Genomic DNA, 15,965 nt, shown 5'->3' with positions numbered 1-15,965 from the left:
GCACCCCCTCGGGCAGGCAGCCCGAAAGCTTCTTACCGCGGCCTTACTGAGGCTGCTTGCCGATATAGGCCAGAATGCCGCCATCAACATACAGAACCTGCCCGTTGACGAAGTCTGAGGCCGACGAGGCCAGAAAGACCGCAGGACCCTGGAGGTCCGAGGGATTCCCCCATCGGGCTGCGGGCGTCTTCGAAACGATGAACTGATCGAAGGGATGCCTGGATCCATCGGGCTGACGCTCGCGCAGAGGCGCGGTCTGCGGGGTGGCGATGTAGCCAGGTCCGATGGCGTTGCACTGAATGTTGGACCCGCCATATTCCGCACAGATGTTGCGGGTCAGCATCTTCAATCCGCCCTTGGCGGCCGCATAGGCCGAGACGGTCTCCCGACCCAGCTCGCTCATCATCGAGCAGATGTTGATGATCTTCCCGTGCCCCTGCTTGATCATCCCCGGCAGGACGGCTTTGGAAACTATGAAAGGTCCGATGAGGTCCACATCCACCACCTTGCGGAAGTCCTCGACAGTCATGTCCAGCATGGGGACCCGCTTGATGACGCCGGCGTTGTTGACCAGAATATCGATGGTGCCGACCTCCCTGTCAATCCGGTCGACCATGTCAGTCACGGCATTCTCATCGGTCACGTCGCAGACATAGCCCCGGGCCGGAATACCTGCCTGCCTGTAGGCCTGGGTCCCCTTGTCCACCGATGAGCGTCTTGAAGCATTGAAAACGATGGTCGCGCCCGCCTCATGCAGGGCGGAGGCTATTGCAAACCCGATCCCGTACACAGCGCCGGTCACCAAGGCCACCTTCCCCTTCAGAGAGAACCTCGACATGGAAAACTCTGCCATGATGACCTCCTCATCACCGACTGTTGCGCTCGCGGAAACTATGTAGGGCATGCCGCATCTGCAGATGTACGGCCGAACAGCACCACCGCTGGATTGGCCTCAAACTATCAGGCAACGACTTCTGCGACAAGAAAGTTGCAGGCGCTTTCAACCTCGTATGTGCAACACTCCGGGCCGAAATTCCAAGGGAAACGGCCGGGCTGCAAAACAGTAGGATGTTCAATGAAACCAGCCCATCAACGAGGAAGGCACCATGGTTCAGACCCGGTCAACACCACTGGAGTATGCCCAGGCAGCGGTCGACACACTCCGCCGCACGTATCCGAACCCGGCCGACCTGCCGCCGATCCACCATTTCCACTACCATCAGGGCGTCCTTCTGTCTGGAGTGCACCAAACCTATCTGATCAACAATGACGAATCCTATCTGGAGTACATAAGGGGTTGGATCGAATCCAACCTGGATGACCAGGGCCACGTGCTCAACCACGATCCCGTATGCTTGGACGACATCCAGCCAGGCATCCTCCTCTTCCCCCTTTATGACCATTTCGGATCCTCCCGGTACAAGACCGGCCTGGACCAGTTGGCCGACGACCTTGAAGCCTATCCGAAGAACGACGAGGGCGGATTCTGGCACAACGACGGAGTACCGCGGCAGATGTGGCTGGATGGGCTCTATATGGGTGGCCCCATGATGGTGGAATACGGTACCCGCTTCGGACGCAGGAATCTGGTGGACGAGGCCGTCAGACAGGCCCTCCTGATGCAGAGGAAAACCCGCGTACCTGAAACCGGGCTCTGGCGGCACGCCTATGATCCGGATCGGAAAGAACCCTGGGCCGACCCTGTAACAGGTCTCTCCCCCGAATACTGGGGGCGTTCCATCGGCTGGGTACCCATGGCAGTAGTCAATGAACTGGAACTGCTGCCGCAGAGCCACCCGGGGCGCGAGGATCTGCGAAACCTGGTCCGCGACCTGCTGACCGCAGTCTGCCGCTATCAGGGCCCCGACGGCCGTTGGTGGCAGGTTCTCGACAAGGTCGGCCAGGCGGGCAACTGGCCTGAGAACTCTTGCACCTGTCTCTTCGTGGCCGCCATCTGCAAGGCCGTAGACCAAGGCATTCTGGACAAGGCCTATCTGGAAGTAGCCAACAAGGGGTATGAGGGGGTCATAACGAGCCTTGAGTGGCAGGGAGATGACCTCCTCATCGGCGACATCTGCGTAGGAACCGGCCCCGGCAGCTATGAGGAATACTGCCAGCGACCCACCAGCATCAACGACATGCACGGGGTGGGCGCCTTCCTGCTCATGTGCGCGGGAATGGAACGCATCCGGGTCTAGTCTGCTGACTGTTGTATTTCCTCGTCCGCTTCAATGTCCTGGTCGTCGAAGACCTTGCGGCCCTGGTAAAGGTCCAGGTCCAGCTCGTTCTCGGTCCTGGCCACGATGACTGCCGTATTGGCGGCACCAGCCACGTTCACCAGCGTACGGCCCATATCCACCAGCTGGGAAATAGGCTGCATGATAGCGATGAATGGTACGGGCAGGCCAGCCGCCGTGAATAGGGAGGTGGCGGTGATCGTGGCTGTGCCGGGCACGCCTACCGTCCCGACGGAAACCACCAGGGCAAAGACGATCAGGAGGGCGAAACGCAGGGGGGAGTAAGGAATCCCCTGTGCGTTGATGGCGAAGACCGCCAGGAGAACGGGCCAGAGTCCGGCGCATCCGGGCATGCCCAGATTGGCTCCCAGACTAGCCACGAAGGAGGCCGTCTCTTCGGGAACGCCGGCAGAGCGCAGCTGACGGACCGTGACAGGAATGGTCCCGATGCTGCTCTCTGAGGTGAAGGCGACCACGCCCGCCGGCCAAAGGGAGCGGAAGAAGGGCAGAGGATTGACCCTACCGACCAGGGCCAGGATCAGGGGTTGGACCAGGAAGAGCTGAATGGCCAGACCCAGGTAGGCCACCAGAAGAACAGCAAGCAGGGGCAGAAGGCTCTTCAGGTTGCTGCGACCAATGGCGGCTGCGATCAGAGACAGGACAGCATAGGGAGTGAAGCCGACCACGATTTGAGTGGCCTTGGACAGAACCACATTGCCGGCGTCCACGAAAGCCTTGAAGGGGGCCACGCTCTGCTCCCCGCGCGGTGTTGAGGCGGCCTTGTTCAGAGAGACCGCCAGGAGGATGGCGAAGATCACGACAGGGATAACCTGGTTCTGGGCCCAGTTTGCCGCCAGATTCGATGGGAAGAGACCGACCAGAGTATCGAGCACCCCTGGCACCTCGTGAGGCTTGGCCCCCTTGGGCAGGGCCTGGTTGAACCCCTTGCCGACCTGGAAGAGCAGCCCCAAAACCAGGGCTATCACGGCAGCTGTGAAGGTGTTGACCAGGAGAAGAACGATGGTCTTCACACTGATGTTCTTCAGCCGACTAGACCCTCCGATACGGCTGATGCTGGCAATGATGCTGAAGAGCAGGAGGGGCACCACGAGGGCCGAAATGACCTCGGACCAGACGTTGCCGAATGCCCCCACATAGGTGGTGTGACCGGAGAAGCCCACACCCACCAGTATTCCCAGTACCGTCGCTATGATGACCCGCCAACTGAAGTTGACCTTGGTCTTCCTGCTCAGCAGGGCCAGCCCCGCAAAGAGAATGACGACCACTATCAGGGCCGCCCAATCCCAACTTGTTTCCGACATTGCCTCTCCCCTTCAACCTCTTCTTCCCAGGACCGAACGGTCTGGGGTTGGGGTTCAATCTAACAGGAAAGAAGCGAAAGTTCAGCGATTCCCGGAAGAATGCCTATACCCGTTGCTTATGGACTGCTATTCAAGGGCGGATTGGATCTGTCTGACAAGGGTTGCTAGGAACGAACCAGGCGGGCGATGGCCTCGGAAGCCTCCTGCATCTTCTCGTCGGCTTCTTCGCCCCCCTTTTCGGCAGCCTCGCGAACGCAGTGGTTCATGTGGTCGTCCAGCAGGGTCAGAGCCACCGACTTCAGGGCGCTGGTCGAGGCGGCAATCTGAGTGAGGATGTCAATGCAATAGGTATCCGACTCGACCATCTGCTCGATGGCCCTGACCTGGCCCTCGACACGCCGGAGTCTGGTGATGGTCCGTTTTTTGTCGTTGGCATATCCGGGCACGATTTACTCCATTCCTAGTCAATGGTCTTCATAGCAGAGTCGAGAGCAACTTGGATTCATGAAACCATCTCGAAATTCACTATCAGTATACCCCTGGGGGGTATAGTGGGCCACATGAGCAGCATCCTGGTCCTTATCGCAGCCCTGGTCATCACGGCGGGCATCATCTGGTACTTCTTCGCGCCCAGAAAGGCCACCCAGGCCAAGGATGAGGGCGGCGTCCAGACCGTCCACATCACAGTCAAGGGCGGATACAGCCCTCAGCTGATCCAGGTTCAGGCCGGGCGGCCGGTCAAGCTGGTCTTCGACCGCCAGGAGAGCGGGGAATGCTCCTCACATGTGGTCTTCAATGACTTCAATATCGACAAGACTTTGCCCGCCTTCCAGACCTCGACCGTCCAGCTGACCCCGCCCAAGGCCGGCGACTATCCCTTCGCCTGCGGAATGAACATGCTCCACGGGATGCTCCGGGCCACCAATGGACCGACGACCGACAGTGCCGAGGCACAATCCGAACAGGCACAAAGTAGCCAGTCACAAGACGAACGTTCACAGGCCGAGGCCGCCGAATCCGCCAAGCCCGCCCAGACCAATGGCGGCAACGACCAGGACGAGGCCGACCAGGAGCGCACAGCAGAAATCCGTGACCTGACCAGGCGATTCATCGTAGCCCTGGTCTTCACGCTCCCGGTTTTCATACCAGCCATGTTCGGCATGTTCCTGCCCATGCCCCACATTCTGATGAACCCTTGGGTCCAGCTGGTCCTAATATTGCCGGTCATGTTCTACTCGGGCTGGCCCATCCATCGCACCGGGTGGCTGGCCCTGGCACATCGGGCCCCGGAGATGAACTCCCTGGTCGCCCTGGGCACTGCCACAGCCTTCCTCTACTCACTGGTGGTCACTGTGGCCCCGCAACTCCTGCCTGAGGGAAGCCGTGAACCATATTACGAGGCCGTGGGCACCATCATTACCCTGATGATCCTCGGCCAAATCCTGGAGGCACGGGCCCGGCGCGGCACCGGCGATGCCATCCGCGCTCTTATCGGACTGAGGCCCAAGACCGCCACCGTGGTGAGGACCGGCCAGGACGGCAGGGAGACCACCCAGGAAATCGCCGTCGACGATGTAGTCGTCGGAGACGTGATTCAGGTCCATCCGGGCGAGAAGCTGCCGGTGGACGGCCAGGTCATATCCGGGTCATCCTCAGTGGACGAATCCATGGTGACCGGCGAGCCCATGCCCGTCCTCAAGCAGGAGGGTGATTCCCTGGTCGGGGCCACCGTCAACGGCACGGGTTCCCTGCGCTACAAGGCCACCCAGGTAGGGCAGGACACGGTCCTTGCACAGATCATCCGGCTGGTCAAAACGGCTCAAACCTCCAAGGCGCCCATCCAGAAACTGGCCGACCGCATATCCTCCATCTTTATTCCCGGGGTCATTCTGGTAGCGCTCTGGACCTTCGTGGCCTGGTGGGCGTTCGGCCCCATGCCCCGCGGAGTATACGGAATCGTGGCGGCGGTCTCCGTCCTGGTCATCGCCTGCCCCTGCGCCCTAGGCCTGGCCACTCCCCTATCCGTGACGATCGGCACCGGACGCGGCGCCCGTGCCGGCGTGCTCTACCGGTCGGCGGAGGCCCTGCAGGGAGCGCATGACGTCGACACCATCGTCCTTGACAAGACCGGCACCATCACCCAAGGCCGACCTGAACTGGCTGATGCCCAGAGCGTGCAGGGGATGGATGAGGACCTGCTGATCAAGGCGGCCGCGAGCGCCGAGAGCAATTCCGAGCACCCCCTGGCCCAGGCCATCGTCCAGGCTGCCAAGGACCGCAACCTGGAGCTGGTCCCGGCCAAGGACTTCGACTCGGTTACCGGCGCTGGCATCGATGCGACCTTCCCCTCCGGCTCCTTCGAGGCAGACAGAGGAACCCCGCATGTTCTTGTCGGCAACCGCAGACTGCTCGAGAGCAAGGGAATCGAACTTGAGAACGAAATAGCGGACCGGACTGGCGCGCAATCCCTCTTGGACACTGCCCGCAGCTGGGAGGATCAGGGCCGCACGACCATCTTCGTAGCCATCGACGGCAAGCTTGCCGGGGTCCTGGCAGTGACCGACCAGGTCAAGTCCGGATCCAAGCAGGCCATCCACGACATGAACGAGCGTGGCATCCAGACCATCATGCTGACCGGCGACAACCAGGGCACTGCGGAGCAGGTCGGCGGCCAGGTAGGGGTCACCCGGGTGGTGGCGCAGATCCATCCCGAGGACAAGGCGAGCATCGTCAAGGCCCTTCAGGCCCAAGGACACAAGGTGGCCATGATCGGCGACGGCATCAATGACGCCCCGGCCCTGGCTCAGGCCGACCTGGGCATGGCCATCGGCACCGGAACGGACGTGGCCATCGAGTCCGCCGACGTGACCCTGGTCTCAGGCGACCTGAACGCAGCCGTCAAGGCTATTGACCTCTCAGCAGCAACCATGCGCAACATCCATCAGAACCTCTGGTTCGCCTTTGGATACAACGGCCTGGGCATCCCCATCGCCGCCGGCGTGCTCTACCCCTTCATCGGCCTCTTGCTCAACCCCATGATCGCCGGCGCGGCCATGGCCTTCTCTTCACTGTCGGTGGTGCTCAACGCCAACCGGCTGCGGCACACGCCCCTGAAGGCCAGGCCGGTCAAAGAGGCCAAGCCGATCGACATGGATGCCCTGACCAGGGACCTCAGTATTTCCAACCACCAAGAACACAACCAAGAGAAAGGAAATGAGATGGGACTCTTCCATCATCATGACAACATGCAGCAGGATCAGGCGGCGACGGACAAGGTCACCGACCCGGTCTGCGGCATGTCCATAGACCCCAACACAGCCGCAGCCAAGCGCGACTACCAGGGCAAGACCTACTACTTCTGCTCGCAGAACTGCGTCGATACCTTCGATGCCGACCCGGAGAAGGTGCTCAACAAGTAAGCCGGTAGCGCTCCCCGGCCAGGACGGTACACCCACCTGACTCAGGTACCGCCCAGTATGCATATGTAGAAATTTTTGGCCCCCCGCCCACCGGGCTACCCTGGTGGGCGGGGGGCCTATGCAGATACCCGTCACCGCAGGTCCTATGAACCCTGTCTGGCCTTACTCTTGGTCAGCATTACTTGCGACGTCAGCTAGAGTATAGGTAAGATCCATGGGCTCAGTAGCCTGGACAGCGATCTTGGTCGTCTTATCCGTGGAGAACTTCGTGAGGGAATAGACTCTCCCACTGCCCTCAAACCAGAATTCTACGCTACTCTGATCCTCCAGCACATGCAGTACAGGCTCCTGCCCTTTCTCAAGGCCGGTGGCGACCGGGGCATACTGCTTGCTGTAGTTAGCCTGGCCCTGAGCATCCAAAAATCGTTTAGTAGTCCGGCTGACCTTATATTGTCCGCTCTCCAGATCGTAATCCACGTTCAGGCTGGCATCAGATTGGGCCAGGGTAAGCTTGACGCTGCCAGCCGAACCGACAGCGGTCCCGTCCTTGGGCTTAAAGGCAAACCGCATTTTTTGATAGGAGGAACGCTCAAGTTCAAACTGCTGACCCCGGCGGGATTTTGGCCCTATCTGCACCTGACCTCGCAGGGCTTGCCCATAGAGAGACTCGGGCTCAACAATGGTATTCCGAACCCGATACTCACCTTCCTGCCCAGCCAAGGTGAGCCTATGCGCAAGACTCAACGAACCCAGATTATAGACTTCTCCCTCCCCATCCTCTAGGGCCTTGGAGGTATAATCCCAGTTCCCCATCCATGCTAAGGAGAGAATGGTGCCCTCATTCTCCTGCATGAAGTTAGCCCCATAATAATCTGAGCCGTCATCCATGCGTTCGGGTTCCTGGTCGGGCACGAATACTTCCTCCTCGTTGAGATGACCCACCATGTAGTAAGTGCCTGTAGGCTGGGAATGCTCGTACCCATTGGCTCCAAAAAACATGATGTGTTGGGTTTTCCCAGTCTTGGGGTCTATCAGGGTCTTCAAATTGGGGCACTCAATCAGGCCCAGCCCCATCCCGTCTTTCAGGCTGTCAGCGTTAATCATGGTCCCACCGACATAGTGAAAATCGAGCCCATTATCGCTCCTATAGGTCCCTATCTTGTCACCCTCTGCAAGATACATCATGAGCGAGTGCTTATCAGCGCTGTAAGTGACATACGGATCACGGAAGTTGGCCGTCACATCAGGAGCTTTCATGATGGCATGGTCCACATAGGGGGTGAAGGTCTTGCCCTCGTCCTTGGAGTAAGCGACAAACTGTTCCTGTCTGCCATCAACGTAGCTGGTGAAGTAGGCCACCAGATCCTCCCTGTCAAGTTGAGGGAAAAACCCAAGGCTGTTAGGCAGAATAGAACCGGTCGCTAGGTCCTGCCAGGATCCAGCAAACTTGGGGATGGAGACACCCACATTTTGATAATGGATAAAATCCTTGGTCGTAACCTGATACCACTCTGTCCCATCACCCTCATGCTTGTACTTGGCATTTTGCAGGTAGATCAGGTGGTATAGTCCGTTCTTGTCCTGCCAGATGGTCTGCACATCGTTCATGAATCCGGCCGGGTTATAGTAATGATATCGTTGCTTAAATTTACTCTGAATCAACCGGTTCTCCTTAGCACTCTGGGCCTCAGCCTCCTGGTTACCTTTGAAACTCAAGCCTGGCGCAAAGACCGGTATGAGGGCTCCCAAGAGGCATATCACAACCAGCAAGGTTCCAAAGACCAAGCCCCAATGCTTCTTCCTCCACCTGCGGGCCCTTACCTGCATCGTGTTTCCCGCCTCGGCCTCAACGCCTGCAGGGGGCTCGTCCTTGCCAGGGAGCCTATCGAAATCCTGGTTTTCCATCATCTTCTCCTTTGAGGAATACGGAATCTATCTAGGGGGGGGGGGGGGGAGACTAATCATGAATGCCCCACCACTGATTCCTTCTCAATCAGCACACACTTGACCTGGGCGTGAATGCGATCAAGCGAGGGAATGGGCGCATTAGTGGGCAAGAGCTTGAGATCATCTAACCGGCGCCGCTCAATCAGTGAAATGAGTTTCAGGGTGGCCCAGTACCCCATCTCATAGTGCGGCAATTCGATAGTTGTGAGCGAGGGGGCCATCATTTCAGCAACAACCTGGTGATTATCCACTCCAACTACTGAGATGTCTTGGCCCACATTGAGCCCGCGCCGCATGGCTGCGCTATAGACGTACCAGGCTCGGGCATCGTTGAAACAGAAAAAGCCATCGGGCTGATATTGGTCTACCAAGCGGGCCACCTTTTCCATCCCATCCTGGCCCATTTCTACATTTACGATCAGATTATCGTCTACTGCTATGCCGTGCTCGGTGAGTTCCTTGCAGTAACCAGCCAGTCGACCGCGCTGAGCCTGCATGGGGCCAAATGAACCAATAAAGGCAATACGTTTGCACCCAACATCGATCAGGTGACGGGTGGCGGTTCTGCCTATATGTCGCTCATCAGGAATGATAGAGGGAACATGGCCGCTGGTATCAGTGGCGTCCACAATCACCACCCGCTCCCCGTTCAGACTCTGTGGCAAGTGGATCACCTGGTTATAGACACAGGCATAGAGGAAACCATCTACTCCGTAGCTTTTCAGGGCTGAAATTTCAGAGGCCTGCAGCTGGTCATCCCCATCCGTATTGACCGCGACGATGATGTAACCCAGCTGTCGCGCAGCCTCCTGGGCACCAAAAATTAGCCTGCCCGCATAGGGGGAAGTGGCAATGTGATCACTGATGAATCCCAGAATCCGCGTCTTTTTCTCACTGGAATAACTGGTTTTCTTGGGGGAGTACCCCATGACCTGGGCAGTCTGCCGGATGGCCTGAGCCGTTTCCCGGCGGATTCGGCCCTGGTCCTTACCATTGAGCACTAACGATACAGCTGCTTTGGAAACACCGAGGCTGTCCCCGATTTCCTGCATCGTGACCACGATCTTCCCCCTTTCTTCGATTCTTATGGGTGGACTTTAGCCCTTGATGGCCCCTATCATGACTCCCTTATTGAAGTATTTCTGCAAGAAGGGATAGAGGACCAACAGAGGCAGTGTCGACACAATAATGATGCCATATTTGATTTGCTCGGCAGCCTCCTGTGCCTGTTGGGCGCCAACGGAGGCAATATTCGACTGGGTCTGATTGGCAAGCAGGATCTGTTGGAGTACATTTTGCAGGGGCCACTTCTTCATATCCGTAATGTAGATCAGACCGGTAAAGTAGTCATTCCAGTGCCCTACGAAGTAGTAGAGGGCGATGACTGCGATAATGGCCGAACTCAGCGGAACCACAATACGTATGAAGTATCCGATGTAGCTCATGCCGTCAATCTGTGCAGCATCATGCAGCTCCTCAGGGATGGAGGTATCGAAGAAGGATCGCGTGATGATGACATTGTAGACGCTGACAGCCCCCGGCAGGATAAAGACCCAGGCCGTGTTGAGGATGCCCAGCTGCTTATAGAGCAGGTAACTGGGGATCAGTCCCCCACCGAAGAACATGGTAAAGGTAAAGAGGAACATGATCAGGCGACGGGCCTTAAACTCCCTCCTAGAGAGAGCAAAGGCCACAGGGATGGTAACCACCATATTCAGCAGGGTGCCGCCCACCGAGTAGAGGATGGTATTGGCGTAGCCATGCCAGATGCGGGCATCATGAAAAATAGTTTCATAACCCTTCAAAGTCGGCCCTTTGGGGAGTAGGCTCAGCTGCCCGCTGGCCACCAGCTTGGGGTCAGACACTGAGGCGATGACAACAAACCAGAGGGGGTAGAGGACGGCCAAAACCACCAGGATCAGGACGACCCAGATAGCGATATCAACCATCCAATCTGAAAAACTCCTCTGCTGGTGGACCTTCTTATTGAAGGGAACCTGCTCCCCACTGTTGCGGGCAGCGAGCAAGTTAGCATCACGAGGGTTCATAGGGGCTTGCACTGGTGTTGATGCTTTTTGTACCATGTGACTTCCTTAGAAGATACTGGTGTCAGAGACCCTCTTCGAGATGTAATTCGCCAGGATCAGGAAGAAGAAGTTGACAAGGGTGTTAAAGAGTCCGATGGCCGTGGAGTAGGAAAATTGACTGCCCAAAATACCTATCTTGTAGGTATAGGTTGAGATGACCTCTGAGGCCGAGGAATTGAGCGCGTTCTGCATGAGGAAGACCTTTTCGAAACCGACAGAGAGAACTGACCCCATGTTCATGATCAGCAGGACTCCACAGGTAGGCAAAATGGTGGGAATATCAACGTAGCGAATCAGCTGCATCCTGCCGGCGCCGTCGATTTTAGCTGCCTCATAAAGGGCAACATCCACTGAGCTGAGCGCGGCCAGGTAAATAATACAATTCCAACCGCAATGCTGCCAGACCTCGCTAATCCAGTAGATGGGGGTGAACCATTGTGGCTCTCCCAAAAGGCTGGTATCGCCCAGAAACTTTCCCAGGAGGCCAGTTTCTGGCGTCAGGAAAATATTGAGCATGGCCACAATTACCACGGTGGATATGAAATGAGGCATATAGGTGATGGTCTGCACAAGGCCCTTGATCTTGGTGCTGGCTATCTGATTGATCAGGAGGGCCAGGATAATAGGGGCTATAAAGCCCATAACCAGGGTCCACAGGCTGATGCTTATGGTGTTCCTCATAATGTTGCCAAACATGGGGGAGGCAAAGAACTGCTTAAAGTAGGACAGCCCCATCCACTTGCCGCCCGTAATACCCTTACTGGGCTCAAACTTCCTAAAGGCCAGCTGGATTCCCCACATGGGAACGTAGGCAAACAGGACGACGAAGAAGATCGCGGGAAGGGCCAACAGCCACAATTGCCAATACCGTTTGAAGGACCACACGATCCCTCGCATCCCGTGTGGTGTATTCTCGTGAACCACCACCTGCTTCGCTTTCATGAGCACTCCATTCACTCAAGATGTATTCAATGGCGACGGGGAAGGATCCCAACTAGGCCAGATCTCAGACCCTCGAGGGCTGCCCTCCGTCCGGGGCCAGAGGCAAACGCCTCGTGGCCCCAATCGATCAGTGAACTCTCCTAGTTGGCTTCACTGGTGTACTGGTCGTAATACTTCTGCCAAATTTGGATGTTCTGCTTCAGGCCCAGACTGGGGTCTTCAAGCTTTTTGACATAGGAGTCCCAGCCCTCATCGACCCCGCCCTTTTGGATCCACTTAGCGGTTTGTGCCAGTGCGTAGCTGAGAATAGCGGTGTTGTTGTTACCCAAGGCGGTTTGATCTTCCTCACTGTCAATACGGACGTAGGCAGGCATGACATCCTTGACTGGGTCGACGTTGGCCAGGGTATCCTTATAGGCCTTATCGGCCTCCTGGAGCGCCTCAGCAGTTTGGTCATTTTCGACGCTGATACTGTCGGGAATCCATCCTGCAAACCGGTCAGCAACGGCAGCACACTTTATCTTGCCGTCATAGCAGCCGTCCTTCATCCTGTAGACCTTGTCTCCCTTTTCCTCAACAAAGTCAGGAATGTCACCGTAGTACTGGGCGACTGAAATTTTAGGGCTATAGAGGGCGTTGATGGCCTTGTAGACAGCCTCCTTGTTCTTTGCATTCTTGGAAACGGCGATACCGTGATTGCTTAATTCGGTTAGGTCCTGGGTGTAATCCCAGGTAACTTCAGAGTCAGGCCTATCGGCGCTATCCTTAGGCACCGGCATGGGGACATATTCATCCTTGAGCTTTTCAAAATCTGTCTTTGCCCAGCCGACGATCAGTCCGGAGCGGGCAGTCTTCCCGTCTCCGGTGGTGGCCGCCGTGGTGGCTGCATCGTCACGGGTCATGGCATCCTTGGGCACCAGACCCTGCTCCATCAGTGAGTGCAGATAGGTAATAACTTTCTTGTACTCAGGTTGCGTTAAGAAACTGTCAACCTTGCCATTCTTGACATAGTAGCCCTGTAGGGAAGGCGAGGTGCCGGCAAAGCTCGTGGTAATGCCCGTGGAGTTGAGCAGGACAAAGGGGTTCCAGAGCTTGAAACCATCGGTGTCCAGACGGCGCATATTGAAGGGTATTTCGTCAGGTTTTCCATTCCCGTTGGGATCCTGGGTCTTAAAGGCGGTAAGTACCTGTGTCAGTTCGTCCCAGGTTTTAGGCATCTGAAGACCGAGCTTATCGAGCCACTTCTTGTTAATCATGAAATGGCTCGTTGAGACGCGGTAGCTCTTACCACGGTCTGTAGGGAGTACGTATACGTGCCCCTCCTTGTCTTTCACCATCTTTTCAGCGACGGTATTGTCCTTGAAGAACCGTTGTACATTGGGCATCTTGTCCATATTGGCGTTCAGATCATCAAAGTAGTCATACTTGACTGCATCCCCTGGGTCAAAGGCAAAAATCGAGGCATCCGCTATATCCCCAGAAGCTAATTTGGCGCTCTTCTGCTGACTCCAAGCAGAATCCGCGAGATCCTCCCACTGAATATGACAGTCACAGGCTGCCTCTACATCCTTAACCCATTTCATTTTGGTCATAGGCGTATCGGTAGAATAGCGCGTGATCATCATTTTTATGACCGGTTTACCATCAGCCTCGGTACTGTTTTCAGCTTTGTCAGAACCACAGGCAGCCAGTGGAACCACCATGCCAAATAGGGCAGCGGCAGTCACAACTCTCTTCCATACACCTCTTTGTGCCATCACACTCTCCTTTACTGGTGATGCCAGAAGAGCGATGATCAGGCGACTGTGCAACCCATCCTTCTCCTGGCGAGGTCATAGTAAAAGAGTTAACTAGTTTATGTCAACTTTCAGCAGTAACTAGTTAACAAGAGATATAAAATACTGAGATATTAGGAATTTATCAGGTGTGTGAAAAAATAAAATTAGTTAACGCACAAGCAGTATCCCCCTCCTGGACCCTATGGTGGGCGGGAATCAGAAAATCATTACTCGCTACCACCAAGGTCACCAGACCAGGCAGGGGTTAACCCTGTTTGCGCCTCTTGGACTCCCTGGGCTCAAGGACGTGGACATCCATACCAGGAATCCGGCCCCAGGAATAGACCGCCATCATATCGGCGAAGATGGGGACAGCCAGCCCGAAGGCAACCATGAGACCGGGCCAGGTGTAGTAGGCCCAGACGGTAATAAGCAGGAGGAGGACCAGCATGAGGCTGCAGAGGGGGCGTGCAATCACCATGGATAGGGAGGTCTTCACAACCCAGATAGGACCCTGAGCAAAATTGGAGCGGACGACCCAGCTTAAGCAGACGAAGAGACCATACACAATGTTGAGGACCAGGAGCAGGCCGGATACCACCAGGCCAGTCGTACCCATATCGTTGCTCATGGTCAGCCAGTACTCCCAGATTAGGAGAACCCAGACCAGAAACTGTGGCCAGCCGAAGATATTGGCCGGACCCAATTCCTCCTTCCAGGCCTGGTGGAAGGCCTTCCAGGTCTGCTTGACCGTCCAAGAGCGGTCATGGAGGTCCAGGATCCAGGTTCTGTAGACCGAGCAGGAGGCAGCAATGGAGGGGAAGAATCCTGCAAGGACCAGGCCGAGCAGCATATGGGTCAGGAAGGCAAGATGAACCACCGCGATCATCATGATGATCCTGCATACGAACTCGTAGCCCACTGCAAAACGATGCATCGTCACTCCCAGATTCTTGGCTTGCCCCCACTCTAGACGTGGGTCATGTCGTCCAGGCCCTACTAATCGCCCGCCTCCCCGGAGGCCTCATCATTGAGCAGGGCGTAAGGTTGTTCGAAGAAGCTAAAAATCCGGTCCAGATAGGGACCCAGGACCGCGTTGGGCATCTCATATAACTCATGCATGCTGTTAGGCACCTTGACCAACTCGACCTCACAGCCACCGTCACGTACCTGGGCGGCAAACTTCTCCTGGGCCTTGGGTAGGACGAACCTGTCAGGCTCAGCCTGGAATAGGAGAATGGGAGCCTCCACCTGAGCACACTGGTCCGGTCGCATGAGCTCACGGCACATCTGAAGCGCTTCCTTGATCCACTGGTAGGTCACCTGGCTGGTCTGGTACCAGGTCTGCCCTACCCGCAATTGGTGGGCCCATTCAACCCTGGCCAGACTGCCATGCTTATATTTGGACATGTCCAAGTTGGCGTCAAAAGGGTGGAAACCCGGCACTGGCTTCTCACCCATGCCTACTGCACAGGCTGCGTCCGCTGCTGCCAGTGCCGCCAGGGGCATATGCCCAGTCTTTGGCTCAATCATCGGTGAGGAGAGCACAGCCTTGCCAATGATGTCAGGGAAACGCTCCAGCATTCTCGCCCCGATGGCCGCCCCCATGGAGTGGGCATAAAGGTAGACCGGGTGCTCACCGGCATAGGTCTGGGCCACCTGGGTGCAAAAGCCAGCCAAGTCAGCCACGTAGCGCTCCCAGTTGTCCACCCAGACCAGGTTGGGGTCATCAACCCCGCGCCCTGACAGACCATGTCCCCAGTGGTCGAGGATGCAGACTGAGTACCCGGCCATAAGGAAGTACCAGGTGAGCTCCTCATACTTCCTGCCAAATTCGCTAAATCCGTGGGAGATGACGATGACTCCCCGGTAGCGGGCCATCACATGGGTTGGGGTGGCATCCTGGAATTCTGACGCAGAATAGCAGACGTAATGTAGCCGCTTGTGGGGATCACCCGTGTCCTCATTGGGTATGTCTGAACGAAAACTGTCCTTATCCCCGGGCTGGCAGGAGTCCACCCAACCCTCATGGCTGCACCTGGCCAGACTGGGCAGGACCTTATTCTTCATGGTCTGCTCGTAGACGTGCTCATCAATTAAATCCACGCTCATAGTCCTAGCCTATAGGAGTCAGGCTTCCCCGATCAGCTTTACACGGCTTTTGCCTGACTTGTTACTTATCCGAAGAAGCCTTAAAACGGGGTTAGAGAACTCAAACCCTAGGGGACTTGGG

12 protein-coding genes are annotated in these 15,965 nt (G+C 56.6%); 2 read left to right on the top strand and 10 right to left on the bottom strand.

The features are described 5' to 3' along the window. Positions 1–43 precede the first annotated feature (43 nt). Positions 44–853, bottom strand: a complete 810-nt coding sequence (locus H3T90_RS08475) for a gluconate 5-dehydrogenase (protein ID WP_198230233.1) — start codon at positions 851–853, stop codon at positions 44–46. A 253-nt stretch (positions 854–1,106) separates the two neighbouring features. Between H3T90_RS08475 and H3T90_RS08470 the strand changes: the two genes are divergently transcribed. After that, the gene (locus H3T90_RS08470) at positions 1,107–2,198 is read left to right on the top strand and encodes a glycoside hydrolase family 88/105 protein (protein ID WP_198230232.1); all 1,092 of its coding nucleotides are present in this window, start codon (positions 1,107–1,109) and stop codon (positions 2,196–2,198) included. Here H3T90_RS08470 and H3T90_RS08465 read toward each other — a convergent pair. Both H3T90_RS08465 and H3T90_RS08460 read right to left on the bottom strand, forming a co-directional pair. Next, positions 2,195–3,559, bottom strand: coding sequence for a dicarboxylate/amino acid:cation symporter (locus H3T90_RS08465; protein WP_198230231.1), 1,365 nt, complete (start codon positions 3,557–3,559; stop codon positions 2,195–2,197). The two genes, H3T90_RS08470 and H3T90_RS08465, sit on opposite strands and share 4 nt — an antisense overlap. 164 nt (positions 3,560–3,723) lie before the next feature. Then, the gene (locus H3T90_RS08460) at positions 3,724–4,005 is read right to left on the bottom strand and encodes a metal-sensitive transcriptional regulator (protein ID WP_024627554.1); all 282 of its coding nucleotides are present in this window, start codon (positions 4,003–4,005) and stop codon (positions 3,724–3,726) included. 114 nt (positions 4,006–4,119) lie between these two features. Here H3T90_RS08460 and H3T90_RS08455 point away from each other — a divergent pair, with 114 nt between their 5' ends. Next, on the top strand, positions 4,120–6,978 hold the full coding sequence (locus H3T90_RS08455) for a heavy metal translocating P-type ATPase (RefSeq protein ID WP_198230230.1): 2,859 nt from the start codon (positions 4,120–4,122) through the stop codon (positions 6,976–6,978). Positions 6,979–7,140: 162 nt separating this feature from the next. On the opposite strand, the gene H3T90_RS08450 is transcribed toward H3T90_RS08455, so the two are convergent. The 7 genes from H3T90_RS08450 to H3T90_RS08420 all read right to left on the bottom strand — a co-directional run bounded on the left by H3T90_RS08450 (position 7,141) and on the right by H3T90_RS08420 (position 15,844). Beyond that, a complete protein-coding gene (locus H3T90_RS08450) occupies positions 7,141–8,886 on the bottom strand; it encodes a glycoside hydrolase family 32 protein (RefSeq protein ID WP_198230229.1) in 1,746 nt (581 codons plus the stop codon). Between the two features lie 53 nt (positions 8,887–8,939). Continuing rightward, positions 8,940–9,977: a LacI family DNA-binding transcriptional regulator gene (locus H3T90_RS08445; protein ID WP_121913210.1), complete on the bottom strand. Its 1,038-nt coding sequence runs from the start codon at positions 9,975–9,977 to the stop codon at positions 8,940–8,942. 45 nt (positions 9,978–10,022) lie between these two features. Beyond that, positions 10,023–10,973 (bottom strand): carbohydrate ABC transporter permease, encoded by a 951-nt coding sequence (locus tag H3T90_RS08440; protein ID WP_121913231.1) that lies wholly within the window; start codon positions 10,971–10,973, stop codon positions 10,023–10,025. 45 nt (positions 10,974–11,018) lie between these two features. Continuing rightward, positions 11,019–11,909 carry an ABC transporter permease gene (locus tag H3T90_RS08435; RefSeq protein ID WP_232350660.1) on the bottom strand — a complete coding sequence of 297 codons (891 nt, stop codon included), beginning with the start codon at positions 11,907–11,909 and terminating at the stop codon, positions 11,019–11,021. A gap of 185 nt (positions 11,910–12,094) precedes the next feature. Continuing rightward, on the bottom strand, positions 12,095–13,711 hold the full coding sequence (locus H3T90_RS08430) for an extracellular solute-binding protein (protein ID WP_198230228.1): 1,617 nt from the start codon (positions 13,709–13,711) through the stop codon (positions 12,095–12,097). 286 nt (positions 13,712–13,997) lie between these two features. Then, entirely contained in the window at positions 13,998–14,669 is a 672-nt protein-coding gene (locus tag H3T90_RS08425; protein WP_198230227.1) for a YesL family protein, read from the bottom strand. 62 nt (positions 14,670–14,731) lie between these two features. After that, positions 14,732–15,844 carry an alpha/beta fold hydrolase gene (locus H3T90_RS08420; protein ID WP_198230226.1) on the bottom strand — a complete coding sequence of 371 codons (1,113 nt, stop codon included), beginning with the start codon at positions 15,842–15,844 and terminating at the stop codon, positions 14,732–14,734. Between the last annotated feature and the right edge of the window lie 121 nt (positions 15,845–15,965).

This window comes from Bifidobacterium polysaccharolyticum, from assembly GCF_016101585.1.
Lineage (GTDB): Bacteria > Actinomycetota > Actinomycetes > Actinomycetales > Bifidobacteriaceae > Bombiscardovia > Bombiscardovia polysaccharolytica.
This window is presented reverse-complemented; position numbering and strand designations above follow the sequence as displayed.